The sequence below is a fragment of the Limnomicrobium aquaticum genome, from assembly GCF_040545545.1.
GTDB lineage: Bacteria > Pseudomonadota > Alphaproteobacteria > Rhizobiales > Rhizobiaceae > Ensifer_A > Ensifer_A aquaticum.
This window is the reverse complement of the sequence record NZ_JBEPMB010000003.1, coordinates 394,765-413,102: the sequence shown is the minus strand read 5'-3', so window position 1 is coordinate 413,102 and position 18,338 is coordinate 394,765. Positions and strand designations below refer to the sequence as shown.

General features: G+C 61.9%; 19 protein-coding genes and 1 riboswitch. Of the genes, 7 read left to right on the top strand and 12 right to left on the bottom strand.

Features of this window, described 5'->3' with window-relative positions; genetic code table 11:
- Positions 1–15: 15 nt before the first annotated feature.
- A complete protein-coding gene (locus ABID16_RS13520) occupies positions 16–1,122 on the bottom strand; it encodes an ROK family transcriptional regulator (protein ID WP_354556870.1) in 1,107 nt (368 codons plus the stop codon).
- 215 nt (positions 1,123–1,337) lie between these two features.
- Between ABID16_RS13520 and ABID16_RS13515 the strand changes: the two genes are divergently transcribed.
- Entirely contained in the window at positions 1,338–1,871 is a 534-nt protein-coding gene (locus ABID16_RS13515; RefSeq protein WP_354556869.1) for a lipocalin family protein, read from the top strand.
- Positions 1,872–1,884: 13 nt separating this feature from the next.
- Here the strand turns inward: ABID16_RS13515 and ABID16_RS13510 are convergent, their stop codons facing one another.
- Positions 1,885–2,586 (bottom strand): SDR family NAD(P)-dependent oxidoreductase, encoded by a 702-nt coding sequence (locus ABID16_RS13510; protein ID WP_354556868.1) that lies wholly within the window; start codon positions 2,584–2,586, stop codon positions 1,885–1,887.
- A gap of 70 nt (positions 2,587–2,656) precedes the next feature.
- A riboswitch (Fluoride riboswitch) is annotated at positions 2,657–2,729 on the top strand.
- Between the two features lie 94 nt (positions 2,730–2,823).
- On the opposite strand from ABID16_RS13510, the gene crcB reads away from it, so the two are divergent.
- The gene (gene crcB, locus ABID16_RS13505) at positions 2,824–3,210 is read left to right on the top strand and encodes a fluoride efflux transporter CrcB (protein ID WP_354556867.1); all 387 of its coding nucleotides are present in this window, start codon (positions 2,824–2,826) and stop codon (positions 3,208–3,210) included.
- 36 nt (positions 3,211–3,246) lie between these two features.
- On the opposite strand, the gene ABID16_RS13500 is transcribed toward crcB, so the two are convergent.
- The 9 genes from ABID16_RS13500 to ABID16_RS13460 all read right to left on the bottom strand — a co-directional run bounded on the left by ABID16_RS13500 (position 3,247) and on the right by ABID16_RS13460 (position 11,230).
- Positions 3,247–4,722 (bottom strand): TRAP transporter large permease, encoded by a 1,476-nt coding sequence (locus ABID16_RS13500; RefSeq protein WP_354556866.1) that lies wholly within the window; start codon positions 4,720–4,722, stop codon positions 3,247–3,249.
- Between the two features lie 21 nt (positions 4,723–4,743).
- Positions 4,744–5,283, bottom strand: coding sequence for a TRAP transporter small permease subunit (locus tag ABID16_RS13495; RefSeq protein WP_354556865.1), 540 nt, complete (start codon positions 5,281–5,283; stop codon positions 4,744–4,746).
- Positions 5,284–5,345: 62 nt separating this feature from the next.
- Entirely contained in the window at positions 5,346–6,116 is a 771-nt protein-coding gene (locus ABID16_RS13490; protein ID WP_354556864.1) for a LamB/YcsF family protein, read from the bottom strand.
- 11 nt (positions 6,117–6,127) lie between these two features.
- The gene (locus tag ABID16_RS13485) at positions 6,128–6,508 is read right to left on the bottom strand and encodes a hypothetical protein (RefSeq protein ID WP_354556863.1); all 381 of its coding nucleotides are present in this window, start codon (positions 6,506–6,508) and stop codon (positions 6,128–6,130) included.
- A complete protein-coding gene (gene accC, locus ABID16_RS13480; protein ID WP_354556862.1) occupies positions 6,505–7,872 on the bottom strand; it encodes an acetyl-CoA carboxylase biotin carboxylase subunit in 1,368 nt (455 codons plus the stop codon). Before accC ends, ABID16_RS13485 begins: the two co-directional genes overlap by 4 nt.
- 2 nt (positions 7,873–7,874) lie before the next feature.
- Positions 7,875–8,303, bottom strand: coding sequence for an acetyl-CoA carboxylase biotin carboxyl carrier protein (locus ABID16_RS13475; RefSeq protein ID WP_354556861.1), 429 nt, complete (start codon positions 8,301–8,303; stop codon positions 7,875–7,877).
- Positions 8,304–8,310: 7 nt separating this feature from the next.
- Positions 8,311–9,270 carry a 5-oxoprolinase subunit C family protein gene (locus tag ABID16_RS13470; protein WP_354556860.1) on the bottom strand — a complete coding sequence of 320 codons (960 nt, stop codon included), beginning with the start codon at positions 9,268–9,270 and terminating at the stop codon, positions 8,311–8,313.
- Positions 9,267–9,926 (bottom strand): 5-oxoprolinase subunit PxpB, encoded by a 660-nt coding sequence (gene pxpB, locus ABID16_RS13465; protein WP_354556859.1) that lies wholly within the window; start codon positions 9,924–9,926, stop codon positions 9,267–9,269. The genes ABID16_RS13470 and pxpB overlap by 4 nt, the downstream gene beginning before the upstream one ends.
- A gap of 131 nt (positions 9,927–10,057) precedes the next feature.
- On the bottom strand, positions 10,058–11,230 hold the full coding sequence (locus ABID16_RS13460; RefSeq protein ID WP_354556858.1) for a fumarylacetoacetate hydrolase family protein: 1,173 nt from the start codon (positions 11,228–11,230) through the stop codon (positions 10,058–10,060).
- 292 nt (positions 11,231–11,522) lie between these two features.
- Between ABID16_RS13460 and ytfQ the strand changes: the two genes are divergently transcribed.
- From ytfQ to ABID16_RS13435, 5 genes are all read left to right on the top strand, one after another.
- Complete coding sequence (gene ytfQ / locus ABID16_RS13455) at positions 11,523–12,494, top strand: galactofuranose ABC transporter, galactofuranose-binding protein YtfQ (RefSeq protein ID WP_354556857.1); 972 nt, start codon at positions 11,523–11,525, stop codon at positions 12,492–12,494.
- 126 nt (positions 12,495–12,620) lie between these two features.
- Entirely contained in the window at positions 12,621–14,165 is a 1,545-nt protein-coding gene (locus ABID16_RS13450) for a sugar ABC transporter ATP-binding protein (protein ID WP_354556856.1), read from the top strand.
- Positions 14,162–15,169, top strand: a complete 1,008-nt coding sequence (locus ABID16_RS13445) for an ABC transporter permease (RefSeq protein ID WP_354556855.1) — start codon at positions 14,162–14,164, stop codon at positions 15,167–15,169. Before ABID16_RS13450 ends, ABID16_RS13445 begins: the two co-directional genes overlap by 4 nt.
- On the top strand, positions 15,166–16,152 hold the full coding sequence (gene yjfF / locus ABID16_RS13440; protein ID WP_354556854.1) for a galactofuranose ABC transporter, permease protein YjfF: 987 nt from the start codon (positions 15,166–15,168) through the stop codon (positions 16,150–16,152). The genes ABID16_RS13445 and yjfF overlap by 4 nt, the downstream gene beginning before the upstream one ends.
- Entirely contained in the window at positions 16,145–16,888 is a 744-nt protein-coding gene (locus ABID16_RS13435; protein WP_354556853.1) for a FadR/GntR family transcriptional regulator, read from the top strand. Before yjfF ends, ABID16_RS13435 begins: the two co-directional genes overlap by 8 nt.
- A 106-nt stretch (positions 16,889–16,994) precedes the next feature.
- On the opposite strand, the gene ABID16_RS13430 is transcribed toward ABID16_RS13435, so the two are convergent.
- Positions 16,995–18,044 (bottom strand): GGDEF domain-containing protein, encoded by a 1,050-nt coding sequence (locus tag ABID16_RS13430; RefSeq protein WP_354556852.1) that lies wholly within the window; start codon positions 18,042–18,044, stop codon positions 16,995–16,997.
- Between the last annotated feature and the right edge of the window lie 294 nt (positions 18,045–18,338).

The window sequence follows — 18,338 nt, the reverse complement described above, 5'->3', positions numbered from 1 at the left end:
GGCAACGAGACAGGATCAATCCTCGCGCGCATCCATCGTCGCGACTTCCGGCAGGAGGTCACCCAGGAAAACACCGACCGCAGCACCTTCAGCCGTACCGCCATCGGAGAAATGTGTCCGGACGAGTTCGGGCACCGAAAACGAGGCGATGAATTCGCGGGTAAGCCGGTTGACCCTGCCGATCATGGCGTCCAGAGCCTCTTCCGACAAATCGCCTCCTATGAGAATGAGGCCGGGGGAAAGAAAGCCCCCGACCGCGATGATCGCATCCTTGAGGTGGTCAGCCGCCATGTCCGCCCAGCGCCCCAATGTCACCGGGTCCGAATTTTCTCCCGGCCGGATGAAGGCCGGCTGTACGGACATGCCAAGAACCTCATCCAGAGGAACCCGGTCATGGCCGGTGCGCATGGCGCCTATATTGCCGGCGCGCCCGTGTTCACCCTTGAAAGGCTTGCCCCCGATCAGCAATCCGGCGCGAACGGCTTTTCCCACCAGAATGACGACGATGCCCCCGTCGCGCTGGCCGACGCCCAGCATGCGCTCGGCAATGACAGCCGCCTCGGTTTCCTCGATAAGACGAAGTGCAAAGCCCTCGGGTAACGACAACGCTTCGACCGCCGCAGCCGGTAAATCGGGTGACAGCGCCACTGCCAGACCGCGACAGCGCTTGGCGCGCCCGTCGATCTCAAGAAGCGCCTCCACGGCGCGCCCGGCCTCGCCTAAAGACAGGAAGCCTTCGGTGGCAACGACGCGCCCGGCGAGATCGATCAGAGCAGCCTTGCCGCCGGTCGCAGCACTCCAGCGCAGCCCGACAGCAAAGGCACTTTCGGGTATGAGAAGGTATTCCGTCGAAACGTAACGCCCGGTCCCAGCACGTTTGCGCTGCATGACGTGGCCGGCCTCGAGAAGCCGCGTCATAATGCCGGCAATGGCAGGTTCGGTGAGTTGCAAATGCGTCGACAGCTCAAGCCGCGTTTGCGGTCCCGCCCGCCGCAGAATTTCCAGCGCCGCCCTGGAGTTATGCGTCGCGATGTCCGTGGGACTAATGCCGGGCGTATCGTCACGGGACGCTTCAACCCCGCGCTTTCGGCGTGCCAGCCTGAGTTTGTTTGTAGAAACCACCGAAACACATTCGTTGTAGAAAACAGTCGACTTCTTTAGCAACAGAAATGCATGAGCGTCTACTGAAACGAATACACCCGGCCCCGCATGGATTCTCGGGGATGTCGAACCATTGCCCGACTATTGGCAAACAGCGGCCCAGCGAGCACCCGGCCACGACCAAGTGATCCGGGAATATGCCCACGGCGTATTCCAGGAAAACGGAGGATCGTTCCATGTCAGTTCTCGGCCGCCTGCCTTTCGCCACCTTGCTCTTTGCAGCGGGGCTTGCTCTCGCGTCAGCTCCGGCCCAGGCCGAGCCGAAAGTCGTGAAGGTTGGGCGCGACCACTATCGGGGTACGTGGCTCGAAATCGCCCGCACGCCGATGAAGATCACAGACGGATGTGTGGCCGGCTATACGACCTACAAGCCCACCGCCAGCAAGAATATCTATAGTATCGAAGACGGCTGCCGTATGGGCTCGCCGAAGGGCGAGCTGCGCACCATCGACGGGATCGGGAAGCTGGAGGACGCCGGCACGACGAATGCCAAGCTGACCGTGCGCTATCTCGGTGGCCTCGTCACCTTCAAATACTGGGTGCTCTACAAGTCCCCGGACAAAAACTGGTTCATCAGTGCTGATCCGGAGATGAAAAACCTCTGGATCTACACGCGCACTCCGCCGTCCAGGAACGAACTGTCGGTGATGGTCGCCAAGGCCAAGGCACTTGGTTATGATACGAACAAGCTGGAATATCCCGAGCCTTGAGGCCCGGTGATTTTCACCACTCGATGGCAGAACCGTCATAGGCAAAGAAGCCTCCGGTGCTTTCCGGTGGGAGGCCATTGAGCACGTCGAGAAGATTGGCCGCCGCTTCCGATGGCGCAACCGCGGCATGGTTGCCACGATAGCCAATCGACAGGCCTGTCTCGACCGTTCCCGGATGCAGCGTCGCAACGACCGCAAGCGGGCGCGTCCGCGCAATCTCGATGGCCGCAGTGCGCACGATCTGGTTCTGTGCGGCCTTGGCGGCCCGATAGGAAATCCAGCCGCCGAGATGGTTGTCGCCAATCGAGCCGACCCGCGCCGAGAGCGAAACGAAAACGCTGCGACGGTCCCGCGGCAGCAGGGCTGCGAAATGCTTCAACAGGAGCGCCGGGCCGACGGCGTTCAGCGCAAATTGCTTGAGCATCACTTGCGGATCGACCGCCTTCAGCGCCTTTTCAGGCCCGACACCCTCAATGGTCAGCGCGCCGGTCGCGTTGAAAATCAGGTCGAGCCCGTCAACTTGCGCCGCGATGCGCTGAGCCGCTTGCCCCACCGATGCGTCGTCCGTGACATCGAAGCCGAGGTTGTCACGGCGCGACAGGCGTATGACGCCGCCGCAGCGAGTGTCGGCCTCAAGCGCCTGCGCGATCGCGCCCCCAATGCCGCCGGATGCGCCGATGACCAACGCGCGATAATTCTCTCTGAGGGAAGCCATTTTTGTCATGTTTCCGATACGTGCCGCCGCGTGGGACGGATTGCCAATCCATCGGCCATGCCCTAGATAAATCCGCGATGGGAATGGGGCTTCCCGAGAACCGCCGGTCTCGAAAGGACGTGGCTGATAGCTCCTGCCGAAAGCGGAATGGTCGAAAGCCGTCCGCGAGGGCGGGAGCGCGTCTTGACCTTCCCACCGTCGCAGGCTTTCGTTGCAACAACGAAAGGACAATGATCCATGAACTATCTGATCGTCTTCATCGGCGCGGGCATCGGCGGCATGCTCCGGCAGGGTGTGAATGTCACCGCGCTGAAATGGGCCGGCAACGGGTTTCCCTGGGGCACGCTCTTCATCAACATTCTCGGCAGCTTCGTCATGGGGCTGGTCGCCGAATACTGGGCGCTGAAATCCGGCCTGCCGCAAACGACCCGCCTGTTCCTCACCACCGGTATTCTCGGCGGCTTCACCACTTTCTCCGCCTTCTCCCTCGACACCGCCCTGCTCTATGAGCGCGGTGAAACGCTCGCGGCGGCCGGCTATGCGATCGGATCGGTGGTTCTATCGGTCGGCGCGCTCTTCGGCGGGCTGGCCATCATCCGCCACCTCGTTGGCGTCCAGGGCTGAACGCCAACGAATTTCAAGCCTGAAGGATGAACCCCGTCAGGGGTTCACCTTCGGCGGCTCGTTGAAGTTCAGCTGCGGCAGGCCCGGCTGGTTACCACCACCCAGCGGCGGCAGGCTCATGCCGCCATTCGCCCCGCCAAAACCGGGCACCTCGATCTTGACCTTGTCGAGATCCGGCGGCGGCGTCTTGTCGAGCCAGTAGGTCACCGTTTCCGGCCAGAAGATCGTGATCGCCACGAGGATCAGCTGCATCCCGACCCAGGGCAGCGCGCCCATGTAGATGTCGGAGGTCTTCACGCTTCGGGGCGCAATCGAGCGAAGGTAGAAGAGCGCAAAGCCGAAGGGCGGATGCATGAAGCTCGTTTGCATGTTGATGCAGATGAGCACCCCGAACCAGATCAGGTCGATGCCGAGCGACTGGGCAACGGGGGCCAGCATCGGGATGACGATGAAGGCGATCTCGAAGAAATCGAGGAAGAAGGCCAGGAAGAAAATGAAGATGTTGACGAAGATCAGGAAGCCGACCGCGCCGCCGGGAACGTGGCTCAGCAGATGCTCGATCCAGAGCCCGCCATTCATGCCCTGAAACACCAGGCTGAAGCAGGTCGCGCCGACGAGGATGAAGACCACCATGGACGTGATATGCATGGTCGAATGCATGCCCTGACGCACGAGATCCCAGGTGAGCCGCCGATGCATCGCGGCAAGCGCCATGGCGCCGACAACGCCAAGCGCGCCGGCTTCGGTCGGCGTTGCAAGACCCATGAAGATCGTGCCCAGCACCAGAAAAATCAGAACGATGGACGGCACCATGCCGGCCAGAACTTTTATGACCAGCGCCGCATTCAATTCACCGCGCGCTTCCAGCGGCAGCGCCGGAATATCCTTCGGCCGCACGATGGACAGCACGAGAATAAACAGAAGGAAGATCGCGACCTGCAGGATTGAGGGGCCGATGGCGCCGAGATACATGTCGCCGACCGAGCGGCCGAGCTGATCTGCCAGAACGACGAGCACGAGCGAGGGCGGAATGACCTGCGTGATCGTGCCGGAAGCCGCGATGACGCCGGTCGCCAGACGCGGGTTGTAGCCGTATTTCAGCATGATCGGCAGCGAGATCACGCCCATGGTGATGACAGAGGCCGCCACCGTCCCGGTGATCGCGCCGAGCACGGCACCGACGAGAATGACCGCATAGGCGAGCCCCCCCGGAATGCGGCCGAAGAGCTTGCCCATCCCTTCCAGCAGATCTTCAGCCAGCCCGCAACGCTCCAGGATCGCGCCCATGAGCGTGAAGAAGGGAATGGCGAGCAGAAGATCGTTCGAAATGATGCCGAAGATGCGTAGAGGCAGCGCCTGCAGGAAGACCGGATCAAAATGACCGGTGAAAATGCCGATCATGCCGAAGAACAGGCCGACGGCTGCGAGCGAGAAAGCCACCGGAAATCCATAGAGCATGAAGAGGATCATGCCGAGGAACATCAGGGGCGGAAGTACGCCGTAATCAAACATGTTTTGTCCCCCCGGACTTCGTTACTGCAGCGGCTTTTCATAAGTCGTGTCGAGATCGAGCGTGCCGGAAAGCCCGGCGATGCGCTTGATCAACTCCGACACGCCTTGCAGCGCGATCAGCGCGAAACCGGAGACAATGATCAGCTTGGCAGGCCAGCGGATCAGACCGCCCGCATTGGCTGAAATCTCGTTCTCCTTGAAGGATAGGAGGAAGAAAGGCCATGAGAGCCATGCCAGATAGAGACAGGCCGGCAGCAGGAAGAAGATGATGCCGACGACATCGATCCACATGCGGGCCCGCGGCGAGACCGAACCGTAGATCAGGTCGACACGGACATGTTCATTGTTGCGCAGCGTATGGGCCGCGCCCAGAAGCACGATGAAGGCAAAGAGATACCACTGGATTTCAAGCCAGGCGTTGGAACTGTAGTTGAACGTGTAACGGATCGCCGCATTCGCCGCGCTGATCAGGCAGCAGGCGAGGACGAGGTAACCGGAAAACTTGCCAATGACTTCGCTGACTTTGTCGATGACGCGACTGATCGATAACAATGCCTGCATTCTATCCCCCTCTTTTTCCACATTTCTGACCTGTGGCGGAGGAGAAGGCAAGAGCGCGGCGTTTACTGCACCTGTGGATCGAGGAACGACTTTAGGATAACGCCGCGAGCGGCCAGCGTTTTTCGAATATGCGCGGCCATGGCAATCGCACTCGGTCCGTCGCCGTGCACGCAGATCGAATGCGCCTCCAGCTTGATCGGCGCACCATCCACGACAGGCATCAGCCCGGTTTCAAGATAGGAGACAAGGCGGTCGGCGGCTTGCCTCGGATCGTGGATCATCGCGTCGGGCCGCGAGCGCGGCACGAGCCGGCCGGTCGAGAGATAGCCACGGTCGGCAAAGATCTCGCTGTAGACCGGAACGCCCGCATTACGCGCCGCCAGTTCCAGTTCGGTGCCCGAAATCGCCAGAACCGCCATGTCCGGGCCGAAAGCGCGGGCTGCGCGGGCAATGGCAGACGCGGCTGCTCGGTCATCGGCGCAATGGTTGGCCAGCGCCCCATGCGCCTTGATGTAACGCACGTTGACACCGGCGAGCGCGGCAGCACCCATCAGCGCGCCGGTCTGCGTAGCAACCAGCCGCTCGATCTCGCCCGGCGTCATCGGGATCAGCCGGCGGCCGAAGCCCTCGCGATCGGCAAAGCCGGGATGCGCGCCGACGACGACACCCCGGTCACGCGCAATTTCCAGCGTGCGGAACATGGTTTCGGGGTCGCTCGCATGGCCGCCGCAGGCGACGTTGGCACTGGTGACAACCTGCAGGATCGCCTCATCATCACCCATTTTCCACGGGCCATAGCTCTCGCCGAGATCGGAATTGAGGTCGATGCGCATGTCAGAACGTCCTATTCAAACTCGAAAACGGTTTCGCCATAGCCGACGAGATCGCCGGCCTTCACCGGCTTTGAGGCAACCTTACCCGGCTTCTCCGCCTGGATGGCGAAGCGGATTTCGCCGAGCTCCAGAAAGCCGACGATCTGGTGCTCCGTGACATTGTCGCCGACGCGGATCGCCGGAGAGGCATCGGCAAAGACACCGAAATAACGCGTGCGGATCGCATCCTTCGCCTTCGCCGGTCGCGGCGCCGCCGCAGCTATCGCAACCGGCCTTTGCGGCCGGTTGACGATGACTTTCAGCCGACCGCCCTGACCGATGGCGCATTCAAGTTCGGCAAGGCCGCGTGATTTGGCGAGCGCAATGGCGCGTTCAATTTCGTCGAGCGTCATGCCCCGCCCTCCGGCTTGATGGCCCCGGAGGCGATCAGCGCTTCCAGGTGATGAATGTCGAACCCGCCCTGCAGGAAGCCCGGATCGTTCATCAGCCGGCGATGCAGCGGAATGTTGGTCGTCAGCCCGCCGATCTCGTATTCGGCCAGCGCCACCTTCATGCGCCTCACGGCTTCTTCACGGGTATCGCCATAAGCAATCAGTTTCGCAACCAGCGAATCGTAATGCGGCGGCACCTCGTAGCCATCGTAGAGATGCGTATCGAGCCGGATGCCCGGCCCGCCCGGCGGACGATGCGTGTCGACGACGCCCGGCGACGGTGTGAAGGCGAAGGGGTCCTCGGCATTGATGCGGCATTCAATGGCATGGCCGCGCATGGCGATATCGGCCTGCGTGAACGACAGCGGCTTGCCCATGGCAATCCTGATCTGCTCGCGCACGATGTCGATGCCCGTCACCATTTCCGTTACCGGATGCTCGACCTGCACGCGCGTGTTCATCTCGATGAAGAAGAACTCGCCATTCTCGTAGAGGAATTCAAACGTGCCCGCCCCGCGATAACCCATCTGCTGGCAGGCTGCGACGCAGCGCGCGCCGACGCGTTCTATCGCCTCACGCGGGATGCCGGTTGCCGGCGCCTCCTCGATGACCTTCTGGTGGCGGCGCTGCATCGAGCAATCGCGCTCTCCGAGCATGACCGCATTGCCATGCGCATCGGCGAGGATCTGGATCTCGACATGGCGCGGATGTTCCAGAAACATCTCGATATAGACGTCCGGATTGCCGAAGGCACGGCCCGCCTCCTCGCGCGTCAGCGCAACCGCATCCGCCAGATCCTCCTCGCGGCGCACGATGCGCATGCCACGTCCACCGCCGCCGCCAGAGGCCTTGACGATGACCGGATAGCCTACCTCCGCCGCAATATGGCGCACGCGCCAGTCCTCGTCGGGTAGGGCCCCGCCGGAGCCCGGAACGCAGGGCACGCCCGCCGCGCGCATGGCCTCCTTGGCCGCGATCTTGTCGCCCATGGTGCGGATGGCCTGAGCGTCCGGGCCGATGAAGACAAGGCCCGCCTTCTCGACCGCTTCGGCAAAACCGGCATTCTCCGAGAGAAAGCCATAGCCCGGATGGATCGCCCCCGCCCCCGTCGCCTTGGCGGCGAGCAGGATAGAGGCAATGTTGAGATAGCTCTCGCGCGCGGGTGCGGGGCCGATGCAGAGGCTTTTGTCGGCGAGCTGTACATGGCGCAGGTCGCGGTCCGCTTCCGAATGAATGGCGACGGTCTTCAGACCCAGCAACCGGCAGGCGCGCAGGATGCGCAGCGCGATCTCCCCCCGATTGGCGATGAGAACCGTATCGAACATTCTCAATCACCGATCTCGAAAAGCAGCATGCCGCGCACGACCGGCGCGCCATCCTCGACCATGATGGACTGGATGCGCCCGGCGCGGTCCGCTTCGATGGGCGTCAGCATTTTCATCGCCTCGATGAGCCCGAGAACCTGCCCTTCCTCGATTGTGTCGCCCGGCTTCACATAGGGTTCAGCACCCGGCGCGGGCGAACGGTAGAACGTGCCCGCCATGCCGGAGGTCAGGCGATGAAGCGCTGGCGGAGGCGGCTCGTCCGCATGGCCGGCAACCTTCGTCTCGACATGCGCCACGCGCTGCGCGGAGCCTGTCGTCTCCTCGTCTCCCAGCGTGATACGCACGGTCTCGCCATTCGCCTCATATTCGAGGCCGGCGATCCCGCTCTTTTTCGCCAGTTCGATCAGGCGTTCGATGAAGTCGATATCCATGGTGATCCTATCCCGCCAGCGAGCGCACCACTTCGACCGTACGGGCGAGTGCGTCGATCTCATGGCGCTGCCTGCGAAGCGCAGCATTGGCTTCGTCCGGCGTCACTTCGGTAAAGAGAAAGCGGCTCTCCGGACCCGCCTGCCCGACGATCCAGAGGTCTGCTTCGATAATGGTCGCAATCTTCGGATAGCCGCCGCATGTGTTGGCGTCGGCAAGCTGGATGATCGGTTTGCCGGAGGGCGGAACCTGAACCGTGCCGGGCAGGATGCCATGCGACATCAGCTCCAGCCGGCGCTCCAATTTCAGTTCCGGGCCTTCCAGCCGATAGCCCATGCGATCCGCATCCTGCGTGACCCCCCAGGACCAGCGCGTGAAGAGCTTGCGCGCATCGGCGCTGAAGACGGAGTGTTCCGCCGCCGGCACGGCGCGAACCGGAAGCGGATTGGCAAAATCAAGGGCCGCGAAGGGATCGAGCGCTGCGCCGAAGGCCCGCATCGGCGGCCTGGAGGTAACACTTAGACGGTCGCCGCGCTTCAGCCCCCGGCCTTCAAGCCCGCCATAGCCGGATTTCAGGTCGGTCGCCCGCGAGCCAAGAACCGGTTCGACATCGATGCCGCCGGCGAAAGTGATATACACCCGCGCGCCCTTGTCCGGTGGTGCGATCACCAGCGTCTCACCCTCGGCCGCACTCGCCGCCCAGCGCGGCGGCAGCGGCCGGCCGGCGAGCGTTACCGCGCCTTCGGCACCCGTCACGGCGAAGCGCGCGGGCTGGTCGAAGCGCAGGCGGAACGGAAAGATGGCGATTTCCAGCCCTGCGGCGTTCAACTCGTTACCGAGCAGCGCATTGCCGATCATGAGCGACAGGCGGTCCATCGCGCCGCTGCGGCTGACGCCGATATCGAAGCGTCCGTTGCGGCCCAGATCCTGGATCGAATTGGCAGCCCCCGTCGTCAGTACCTCGATCATAGCCACACATCCTCGATGGTGAACCGGACGATGTCGCCCGGAGCCAGGGTCGAAGGCTCATCGCGATGCGGATCGAAGAGGGCGATGTTGGTGCGGCCGATAATGTGCCACCCGGACGGAGAGGTCTGCGGCATGACGGCGGCCTGCGCGCCGCCGACAATCACCGAACCCACGGGTACGGCAAGCCGTGGCGTCGAGCGCCGGGAAATGGCCAGCGCCGGATCAAGGCCGGAGAGATAGGGAAAGCCCGGCATCGCGCCGATGGCCGCAACTTGGTATGTGCCCGCCGCATGGCGCTGCGCGGCCTCCAGCGGCGCGAGCCCGCAATGGCGCGCCCAGGGTTTGAAATCCTCGCCGTTCTGGCCGCCATAGACCACCGGAATTTCCACCGTCTTGCCCCGGCGTGGCAGCGGCTGCGCCTTGGCCCAGCGCTCGGTAAGCTGCTTGCGCGCTTCTTCCGGCGTGATCTGATCCGGGTTAAAGAGCGCGAGGATATTATTCATGCCCGGCACGGTTTCGGTAAAGCCGGAGGCCGCCTGCAGGTCGCTTGCCAGCGACCAGATGCGCTTCTGGAACTGCTCGTCGAAACGGCTTGAATTGGATTGCAGGAGCAACGCACTTCCGCCCGAAAAACTGATCGTGATCGGTTCTCGCATGGCGGCTGGTGGCTCCCCTCTGGCGGATCGGGCGCGTGAGACTCAGGCACCCTTCCGTTGCGTCAGGATGGCCCTTTCAGCAAACGAAAACAAGGAAGCAGCGAGTTTATCCCCTGCCCTCCTTGCAGGCCTCAGAGCCGGTCGATCAGGCCACGCGCGGCGATGTTCTGCATCAGCGCCCTCACGCCGAAGGTCCATTGCGGGCAGACATCCGTGCGGTCCACGAAATTGACCAGACGGCCGAGCCGGGGCGAGGCAATCTCCACCCGGTCGCCTATTTCGTGGGTGAAGCCGAGGCCCGGCCCGCGCCGGTCCTTGACGGGCGCAAACATGGTGCCGAGGAAGAGAACTGCGCCGTCCGGATATTGATGGTTGCGGTTCAGCATCTGGCTGGCAAGGTTTTTCGGCGTGCGACTGATGGCGGACATATGGCTGATGCCGGTCATCTCGAACCCGTCTTCGCCGGTCACGCTCAGAGAGACGCTGAGGCCATTGACGTCTTCAAGGGTAAAGCCCTTGTCGAACAGGCGGATGAACGGTCCGAGGGCACAGGAGCTGTTATTGTCCTTGGCCTTCCCCAGGAGAAGCGCCGAGCGGCCCTCGACATCACGCAGGTTCACGTCATTGCCCAGCGTCGCGCCGACGATTTCGCCGTCAGAGCGCACGACAAGCACCACTTCCGGCTCCGGATTGTTCCACTCGGAAATCGGGTGAATGCCGACCTTCGCTCCGCAGCCGACCGAAGACATGGGCTGTGCCTTGGTGAAGATTTCCGCATCCGGGCCGATGCCGACCTCGAGATATTGCGACCAGAGCCCCATGTCCTGCAGCAGCGCCTTGACCTTGGCGGCCTCCGGCGAGCCTGCAACCACACCCTTGAGGCTTTCGCCGAGAACGGGCGCGAGACGCTTGCGGATTTCTTCCGCCCGGCCGCTGTCGCCCTTGGCCTGCTCCTCGATCACGCGCTCCAGCATGCTGCCGGCAAAGGTGACGCCCGCCGCCTTGATCGCCTGCAGATCGACCGGCGCCAGCAACTCCCCCACCTCACCGCTGAGGAAAGCATCAAGCCGGCCCAGATCGGGAAGATCACGGAGGCTGGAAAGCCATGCAGCGACATCCGGTTTTTCCAGCAGAGAGGCAATCGTTGCAACGTGACCGGAGAGGTCATAGACGTGACCCTCGCGCAAAATCACCGGCGAGGGGCCGCCGGCAGCCTTCGACCAGACGCGGCCGACGAGTAGCGCATCGCCGGAATCCTCCGGTAAAATGGTGGCTGCAGTCAGTGACAGGCTCGCATGGACCATGAATTCCTCCCGAATTTTTCTCTCGCTTGTGATGCCGTTTTGGACGATTCAGGCGCTCCGCGCAATCGTCGCTGTCGCGCTGCGCCTGCACAACGCAGGTGCGGGAAGCATTTGATTCCAAAACGATTGAGCAACTTTCCTGATCGCATCCCAAACGGGCATTTTCTTCTTATACGTGTATTTTATAGCCAATAATACACTTTTTATGAACATATATTTACATATAATAGTACTTTTGATAGCGTCCACCCAGCTACCCGGAGAGAGTGGGTAAGCATTGTGGGAGGAAATCATGAAGTTCTTTACGAAGCTCGCGGTCGCCGCGGGCGTTGCTGCCCTGTTGTCTTCTGCTGCCTATGCAGACAGCCTGAAGGGCAAGACGATCGGCTTCTCGCAGATCGGTTCCGAATCCGGCTGGCGCGCGGCCGAAACCTCGGTCACCAAGCAGCAGGCTGAAAAGCGCGGCATCAATCTGAAGTTCGCCGACGCCCAGCAGAAGCAGGAAAACCAGATCAAGGCCATTCGCGGCTTTATCGCCCAAGGCGTTGACGCCATCCTCGTCGCTCCGGTCGTTTCGACGGGTTGGGACGCGGTTCTCGGCGAAGCAAAGGACGCCAAGATCCCGGTCATCCTTCTCGACCGCGGCGTTGACGCGTCCCAGGACCTCTACCTGACCTCGGTTGCATCCGACCAGGTGAAGGAAGGCAAGGTTGCCGGTGACTGGCTGGTGAAGACCGTCGGCGACAAGAAGTGCAACGTCGTCGAACTGCAGGGCACCGTCGGCTCCACGCCGGCCATCAACCGCAAGAAGGGCTTCGAAGAAGCCATCAAGGGCCACGACAACATCAAGATCGTGCGCAGCCAGACCGGCGACTTCACCCGCTCCAAGGGCAAGGAAGTCATGGAAGGCTTCATCAAGGCAGAAGACGGCGGCAAGAACATCTGCGCCATGTATGCCCATAACGACGACATGGCGGTCGGTGGCATCCAGGCCATCAAGGATGCCGGCCTGAAGCCGGGCAAGGACGTTCTCGTCGTTTCCGTCGACGCCGTTCCGGATATCTTCAAGGCCATGGTGGCCGGCGAAGCCAACGCAACGGTCGAACTGACGCCGAACATGGCAGGCCCTGCCTTCGACGCACTCGACGCCTACTGGACGAGCAAAAAGGCGCCGGAAAAGTTCATCATCACGGAGTCGAAGCTCTATACGCCGAACGACAATCCGCAGAAGGTGTATGACGAGAAGAAGGGTCTGGGTTACTGATCCCGGAGTAACCCGAAAAGCCATGGCTTGCATGGCTGAAAGGCGTTCCGCCGGACCATCCGGCGGAACGTTCTTGTCTTCGGACCAGACAAGGTCAAAGATCATAACAAAATGGGAGGGGCGACGATGGTCGATCAGGGAACCGACAATCCGTTCGTGCTGGAGGCGCGTGGCGTCATCAAGATATTCGGCCAGAGCCGGGCGCTGGATGGCGTCAATTTCGGCCTGAGACGCGGCGAAGTCCATGCGCTGCTCGGCGAAAACGGCGCAGGCAAATCGACGCTTATCAAGATCCTCACCGGCGCCTACCAGCCTGATGGCGGCGAAGTTCTGCTCGACGGCGCGCCGGTGCATTTCGCCGACCCGCTACACGCACAATCGCATGGCATCGGCACGGTCTACCAGGAGGTCAACCTCCTGCCGAACCGCTCCGTTGCTGAAAACCTCTTCCTCGGCCGCCAGCCGACACGCTTCGGCTTCGTGCGCAGGTCGCTGATCGAAAAGAACGCCCGCGAGCTTCTCTTGCGCTATGGCCTCGACATCGATGTGCAGGCCGAGCTTGGCACCTATTCCGTCGCTGTCCAGCAGATCGTGGCGATTGCCCGCGCCGTCGAACTCTCCGGCAAGGTTCTCGTTCTCGACGAGCCGACTGCCAGCCTTGACAAGCTCGAGGTCGAGAAGCTGTTCGAAGTGGTCACCCAGCTGAAGCAGCGCGGCATGGCCATTGTCTTCATTACCCACTTCCTCGACCAGGTCTTCGCGATTTCGGATCGAGTCACGATCCTGCGCAACGGCCGCCTGATCGGCACGGAGCCGCTTTCCGGTCTCTCCCGCACCGATGTCGTGCGCATGATGCTCGGCAAGGACATCACCTTTGCCCCGGCCGTCACCGGCATAGAGGAGCGCGCGGCAGGGCCGGCGCTGGTCGAATTCCGCGAATGCGGCAAGGCTGGCAAGATCCGTCCCTTCTCGCTCAGGATCCGCCGCGGCGAGGTCGTCGGCGTTGCCGGTCTTCTCGGTTCCGGCCGCACGGAAATGGCGCGCCTGATGTTCGGCGCCGACCAATGCGACGCGGGCGAAATCCGCATCGGCGACAAGCCGGTTTCGCTCGGTTCCCCGGCGCAGGCCATCGCGCACGGTTTCGGCTTCTGCCCGGAAGACCGCAAGATCGAGGGCATTCTGGGCGACCTGTCCGTGCGTGAAAACATCGTGATCGCGCTGCAGGGCAAGCTCGGCTGGTTCAAGGCGCTGAACCGCGACGAACAGATGGAAATTGCCGGCAAGTTTGCCGAGGATCTCGACATCCGCGCCGCCTCGCTCGACATGCCGGTGAAGCTCTTGTCCGGCGGCAACCAGCAGAAGGTGATCCTCGCCCGCTGGCTGGCGACCGATCCACAATTCCTCATTCTGGACGAGCCGACGCGCGGCATCGATGTCGGCGCGCACGCGGAAATCGTCCGCACCATCAACCGGCTGCGCGAGGAAGGCCTCGCCCTCCTCGTCATCTCCTCCGAGCTTGACGAAATCGTCGCCTATTCGTCCCGCATCGTCGTGATGCGCGACCGTGAAATGGTGGCGGAACTGACCGGCGACAACATCAATCCGTCGGTCATCGTCCAGGCGATTGCCGCCCAGCACGAAACGCTTGTCCTCGAGGGAGCGAGCGCATGAAAATGAAGAGACTCACCCCGCTCATCAATCCGCAGTCGATCGCGCTCGTTGTCGTGCTGCTCGTCAACTGGATCCTGTTTCCCGGCTTCTTCAACGTCACATGGCAGGATGGCCGGCTGTTCGGCAGTCTGATCGACGTTCTCAACCGCGGCGTCCCCGTCGCCATCCTCGCCATAGGCATGTCCGCCGTCATCGCCACCAAGGGCGTCGATCTCTCGGTCGGCGCGGTCATGGCGATTTCCGGCGCGGTTGCGGCCACGCTGGTCACGGATGGTTATCCGGCTTATCTTGCGGTTCTTGCAGCCCTTGCCGTCGGCATCGTCTGCGGCGTCTGGAACGGCATCCTGGTCGCCTTCCTGGAAATCCAGCCGATCATCGCCACACTTGTGCTCATGGTCGCCGGACGCGGGATCGCGCAGCTGATCACCGCCGGCTCCATCGTCACCTTCGCAGATCCGCTGCTGATTTATATCGGCACGGGCTCGTTCGCGGGCCTGCCAATGCCGGTGGTCATCGCCATTGTTCTCCTTGTCCTAAGCGTCTTCGTCGTCCGCTCCAGCGCAGTGGGCCTCTTCATCGAATCCGTCGGCGTGAACCGCGCGGCGGCAAGCCTTGCCGGTATTCGCTCGGGCCTTCTGCTCGTTGCGGTCTACGGCTTCTCCGGATTTTGCGCCGCGATTTCCGGCCTCATCGTCGCGGGCGACATCAAGGGGGCGGACGCCAACAATGCGGGCCTCTGGCTCGAGCTCGACGCAATCCTCGCAGTCGTCATCGGCGGCACCTCGCTTCTCGGCGGGCGCTTCTCGATTGCCCTCTCGGTGCTGGGTGCCATCATCATCCAGGCGATGAACACCGGCATTCTGGTCTCGGGTTTCCCGCCCGAATTCAACCTCGTGGTCAAGGCGGGCGTGATCATCCTGATTTTCACCATGCAGTCGCCGCTCGCCACCCGCTTCATTGAATCGCGCAAGAACGCACGCGCGCTTGCCAGGAAAGCATCATGAACCGCAGTCTCCGTCCGCTGGCGGCCACCGCCGTCATTTTCGCGCTCGCCTATGCGGCCAGCATCTTCCAGTTTCCGGGCATGTTCTCCACGCGCGTGCTGGGCAACTTCCTGACCGACAATGCCTTCCTCGGCATCACCGCCGTCGGCATGACCTTCGTCATCATCTCGGGCGGGATCGATCTTTCGGTCGGCGCCGTGATCGGCTTCACGGGCGTCCTGGTCGCCGTGCTGATCGGCTGGCTGGGAATGCATCCGCTTGCCGCCTTCGCCATCGCTCTTGTCGTCGCAGCCGCTTTCGGCGCAGCGATGGGAGCTGCCATCCACTATCTGGAAGTGCCCCCCTTCATCGTCACGCTGGCCGGCATGTTCCTCGCCAGAGGTGCCGCATCCGTCATCACGCAGGATTCCATTCCCGTCACGCATGAGTTCTATTCCAAGGTGACCTCGACCTACTGGCTGATGCCAGGCGGCGGGCGGCTCAGCCTCATCGGCGCGCTGATGATCTTCATCTTCATCGTCGGCGCGCTGGTGGCACATCGCACACGCTTCGGCTCCAATGTCTATGCGCTGGGTGGCAATGCGGTCTCGGCCGCTCTCATGGGCGTGCCGGTCGCACGAACGACAATCCTCATCTACACGTTGTCTGCGACACTCTCCGGCCTCGCCGGCATCGTCTTCTCGCTCTACACCTCCGCCGGCTATCCGCTGGCGGCCGTCGGCGTCGAGCTTGACGCGATCGGTGCCGTCGTCATTGGCGGAACGCTGCTCACCGGCGGCTATGGCTTCGTTGCCGGAACATTCATCGGCGTCATGCTGCAGGGTCTCGTCCAAACATACATTATTTTCGATGGAACCCTTTCAAGCTGGTGGACGAAGATAGTAATAGGTGGCCTGTTGTTCGTCTTCATTGTGCTGCAGCGGCTTGTCTTCTCTGCGTCCTCTTCGCGGTCAAAGGTGTTTTGGAAATTGAAACATGAGTGAACCCGGCAGCCTGATTCGCTCCCGAACAGGGCGGTCGGCTGCGCCGAATTTCCACTCCTTCGTCATCAACGAACTGGGACTCGGCATCGTGACCGGCAAGTTTCCCGCGGGCTCCATCCTGCCGCGGGATGCCGAACTCATGGACATGTACGGCGTCTCGCGCACCGTGTTGCGCGAAGCGCTGAAGACGCTGGAAGCCAAGGGCATGGTGGAGGCGCGGCCGAAGGTCGGCACCCGCGTGGCGCCCAAGAACCGATGGGCCTATTTCGACCAGCAGGTGCTGCTCTGGCTGTTCGAGGGCGGGTTCGATGCAAACCTCACCGCACATTTTTTCTCGATCCGTCGCCTGATCGAGGGCGAAGCGGTGCGGCTCGCCTGCCGTAACCGCACTGCGGATCAGGTGCGCACGATGTACTACTGGGTACAGCAGATGAGCATTTCGCGCGGTGTCTCGGAAAGCTTCGCGCTCGCCAATCTGGAGCTGCACCAGATCTTCCTGACCGCCTCGCAGAACCCGCTGATGCGGGCGGCGCTGGGGGTGGTCGAATTCACGCTTGCCGCCGCCATGCCCAAGGGCGAATTCACGGACGGCACGTCGCCCTACTACGAGACTTCCATCCTCACGCAGCGCGCGCTTGCCCACGCCGTGGAAACGGGTGACGACACGGGCGCGCGGGACCATCTCCTGCGCATTCTCGAGCTTGAAGAAGCCAGCGCCTCGGCCAATCTGGCGTAGATCGTCTCAAAGTTTCTTTGAAACGCTGAGATGACCTATCTCTTTGTTTTTACGCAATTCCGGACGCAAAACCGGCCCCACTTTCGCTGGAATTGCTCTAACCGGATCAGATCGCCTTCGTGTACATGACCCTGTTGTTGCTGAGCGCGCCGCGCAGCTCCAGAGAGAACACTGTCGTCCGGTTTCTGCCGCCACTTTTTGAAGCGTAGAGCGCCATATCGGAATTCTGGTAGAACTCCACGCCGTCGAGTGCGTCATCGGCCATGCTGACACCCAACGAGATCGTCACGGGATCGATCTTGCCGCCGCCCTTGATCTCGAAATTGATCGAGGCGACTTCCTGACGCACCAGTTCTGCCAGACGGGCCGCTTCTTCCGCGGACATGTTTTCCGCAATCAGGGCGAATTCCTCACCGCCGGGCCGGGCGACGAAGATGTTGCGTCCGGCAAATTTGGCAAGCGACTGTCCGACGGCCGTGAGAACCTTGTCGCCCACGGGATGGCCATAGGTATCGTTGAACCGCTTGAAGTGATCGATGTCGGCAAGGATCAGCGCGCAGCCGCCGAGTTTGCGGTACTTGGCAAAGGCGGACGCAATTCGGTCGTCAAAGGCACGACGATTGAAGAGACCCGTCAAGCTGTCGATATAGGCCAAGCGCTTGTATTCGTTTAGCTTCCGGCGCATTTCCTGCAGGCTAGCCGACTTGTTCTCTGCCTCGGCCATGACATTTCCGTTCGCCGCGAGGGTCTTTTCCGTGACGGTCTTGATATCTGCGATGGCTTGAGCAACCTGCATCAGCGACTTGTCGTCATTGGCAACCAGCGTCTTGCGCAGATCCGTCAAGGAGGCGCCGTGGTTTTCCAGTTCTTCCTTTTCCCGACCCAGAAGGTTCAAGAGAGCGGCAAGCTCCGCAGACAGGTTGTTGTGCGCCTTGTCGATCTGCCGGTTGCGGCGAAGCTCTCCCATATATTTCTCAAAGAGGGCGTCAAGCTGCGCCTGCATCGGCTGGATACCCAGTGCCGCCAGTTCGGAGGATAGGCGGGAATTGGACCCTATCACGGCCTCATAGAACAATTCATAGTTGCGCGGCAGCGGCGGCACCTTTCGCCTGCGCATAAGCTCTGTCACCGGATTGCTGACGACAACGGCACACATGCTGAAAATTCCCTTTGATCTTCAAGACCATACCGCAGGGATCGCCGTCCTTCACACCCGTTCGCGATGGGTGGCCGAGCGGAGTTCCGGCTGTCGCACATAGCGATCGATCACAGCCGGGTATCCCCAAGTTTCGCTCCCTATTTCTTGGGGTAATATGTTGAGATATTGCTAACGTTATGCTGCATATTTAAGAAAAGTTGCAACCTAGGGCCACGGGCCCGAAGAAACGGTGCCCCGGGCCAATCCCGGATTGACAAACGCCCATTTCGCCCCCGATATTGACGTCTCGGC

Bases quoted from the DNA above. Each gene is read 5' to 3' on its own strand.
- ABID16_RS13495 (WP_354556865.1), bottom strand. From the start codon at position 5,283: ATGCAGGCATTGTTATCGATCAGTCGCGTCATCGACAAAGTCAGCGAA.
- ABID16_RS13500 (WP_354556866.1), bottom strand. From the start codon at position 4,722: ATGTTTGATTACGGCGTACTTCCGCCCCTGATGTTCCTCGGCATGATC.
- ABID16_RS13490 (WP_354556864.1), bottom strand. From the start codon at position 6,116: ATGCGCATCGACCTCAATTCCGATCTCGGCGAGAGCTATGGCCCGTGG.
- ABID16_RS13430 (WP_354556852.1), bottom strand. From the start codon at position 18,044: ATGTGTGCCGTTGTCGTCAGCAATCCGGTGACAGAGCTTATGCGCAGG.
- ABID16_RS13515 (WP_354556869.1), top strand. From the start codon at position 1,338: ATGTCAGTTCTCGGCCGCCTGCCTTTCGCCACCTTGCTCTTTGCAGCG.
- ABID16_RS13470 (WP_354556860.1), bottom strand. From the start codon at position 9,270: ATGATCGAGGTACTGACGACGGGGGCTGCCAATTCGATCCAGGATCTG.
- ytfQ (WP_354556857.1), top strand. From the start codon at position 11,523: ATGAAGTTCTTTACGAAGCTCGCGGTCGCCGCGGGCGTTGCTGCCCTG.
- ABID16_RS13485 (WP_354556863.1), bottom strand. From the start codon at position 6,508: ATGACGCTCGACGAAATTGAACGCGCCATTGCGCTCGCCAAATCACGC.
- pxpB (WP_354556859.1), bottom strand. From the start codon at position 9,926: ATGCGAGAACCGATCACGATCAGTTTTTCGGGCGGAAGTGCGTTGCTC.
- ABID16_RS13460 (WP_354556858.1), bottom strand. From the start codon at position 11,230: ATGGTCCATGCGAGCCTGTCACTGACTGCAGCCACCATTTTACCGGAG.
- ABID16_RS13435 (WP_354556853.1), top strand. From the start codon at position 16,145: ATGAGTGAACCCGGCAGCCTGATTCGCTCCCGAACAGGGCGGTCGGCT.
- ABID16_RS13450 (WP_354556856.1), top strand. From the start codon at position 12,621: ATGGTCGATCAGGGAACCGACAATCCGTTCGTGCTGGAGGCGCGTGGC.
- yjfF (WP_354556854.1), top strand. From the start codon at position 15,166: ATGAACCGCAGTCTCCGTCCGCTGGCGGCCACCGCCGTCATTTTCGCG.
- ABID16_RS13445 (WP_354556855.1), top strand. From the start codon at position 14,162: ATGAAAATGAAGAGACTCACCCCGCTCATCAATCCGCAGTCGATCGCG.
- accC (WP_354556862.1), bottom strand. From the start codon at position 7,872: ATGTTCGATACGGTTCTCATCGCCAATCGGGGGGAGATCGCGCTGCGC.
- ABID16_RS13510 (WP_354556868.1), bottom strand. From the start codon at position 2,586: ATGGCTTCCCTCAGAGAGAATTATCGCGCGTTGGTCATCGGCGCATCC.
- crcB (WP_354556867.1), top strand. From the start codon at position 2,824: ATGAACTATCTGATCGTCTTCATCGGCGCGGGCATCGGCGGCATGCTC.
- ABID16_RS13475 (WP_354556861.1), bottom strand. From the start codon at position 8,303: ATGGATATCGACTTCATCGAACGCCTGATCGAACTGGCGAAAAAGAGC.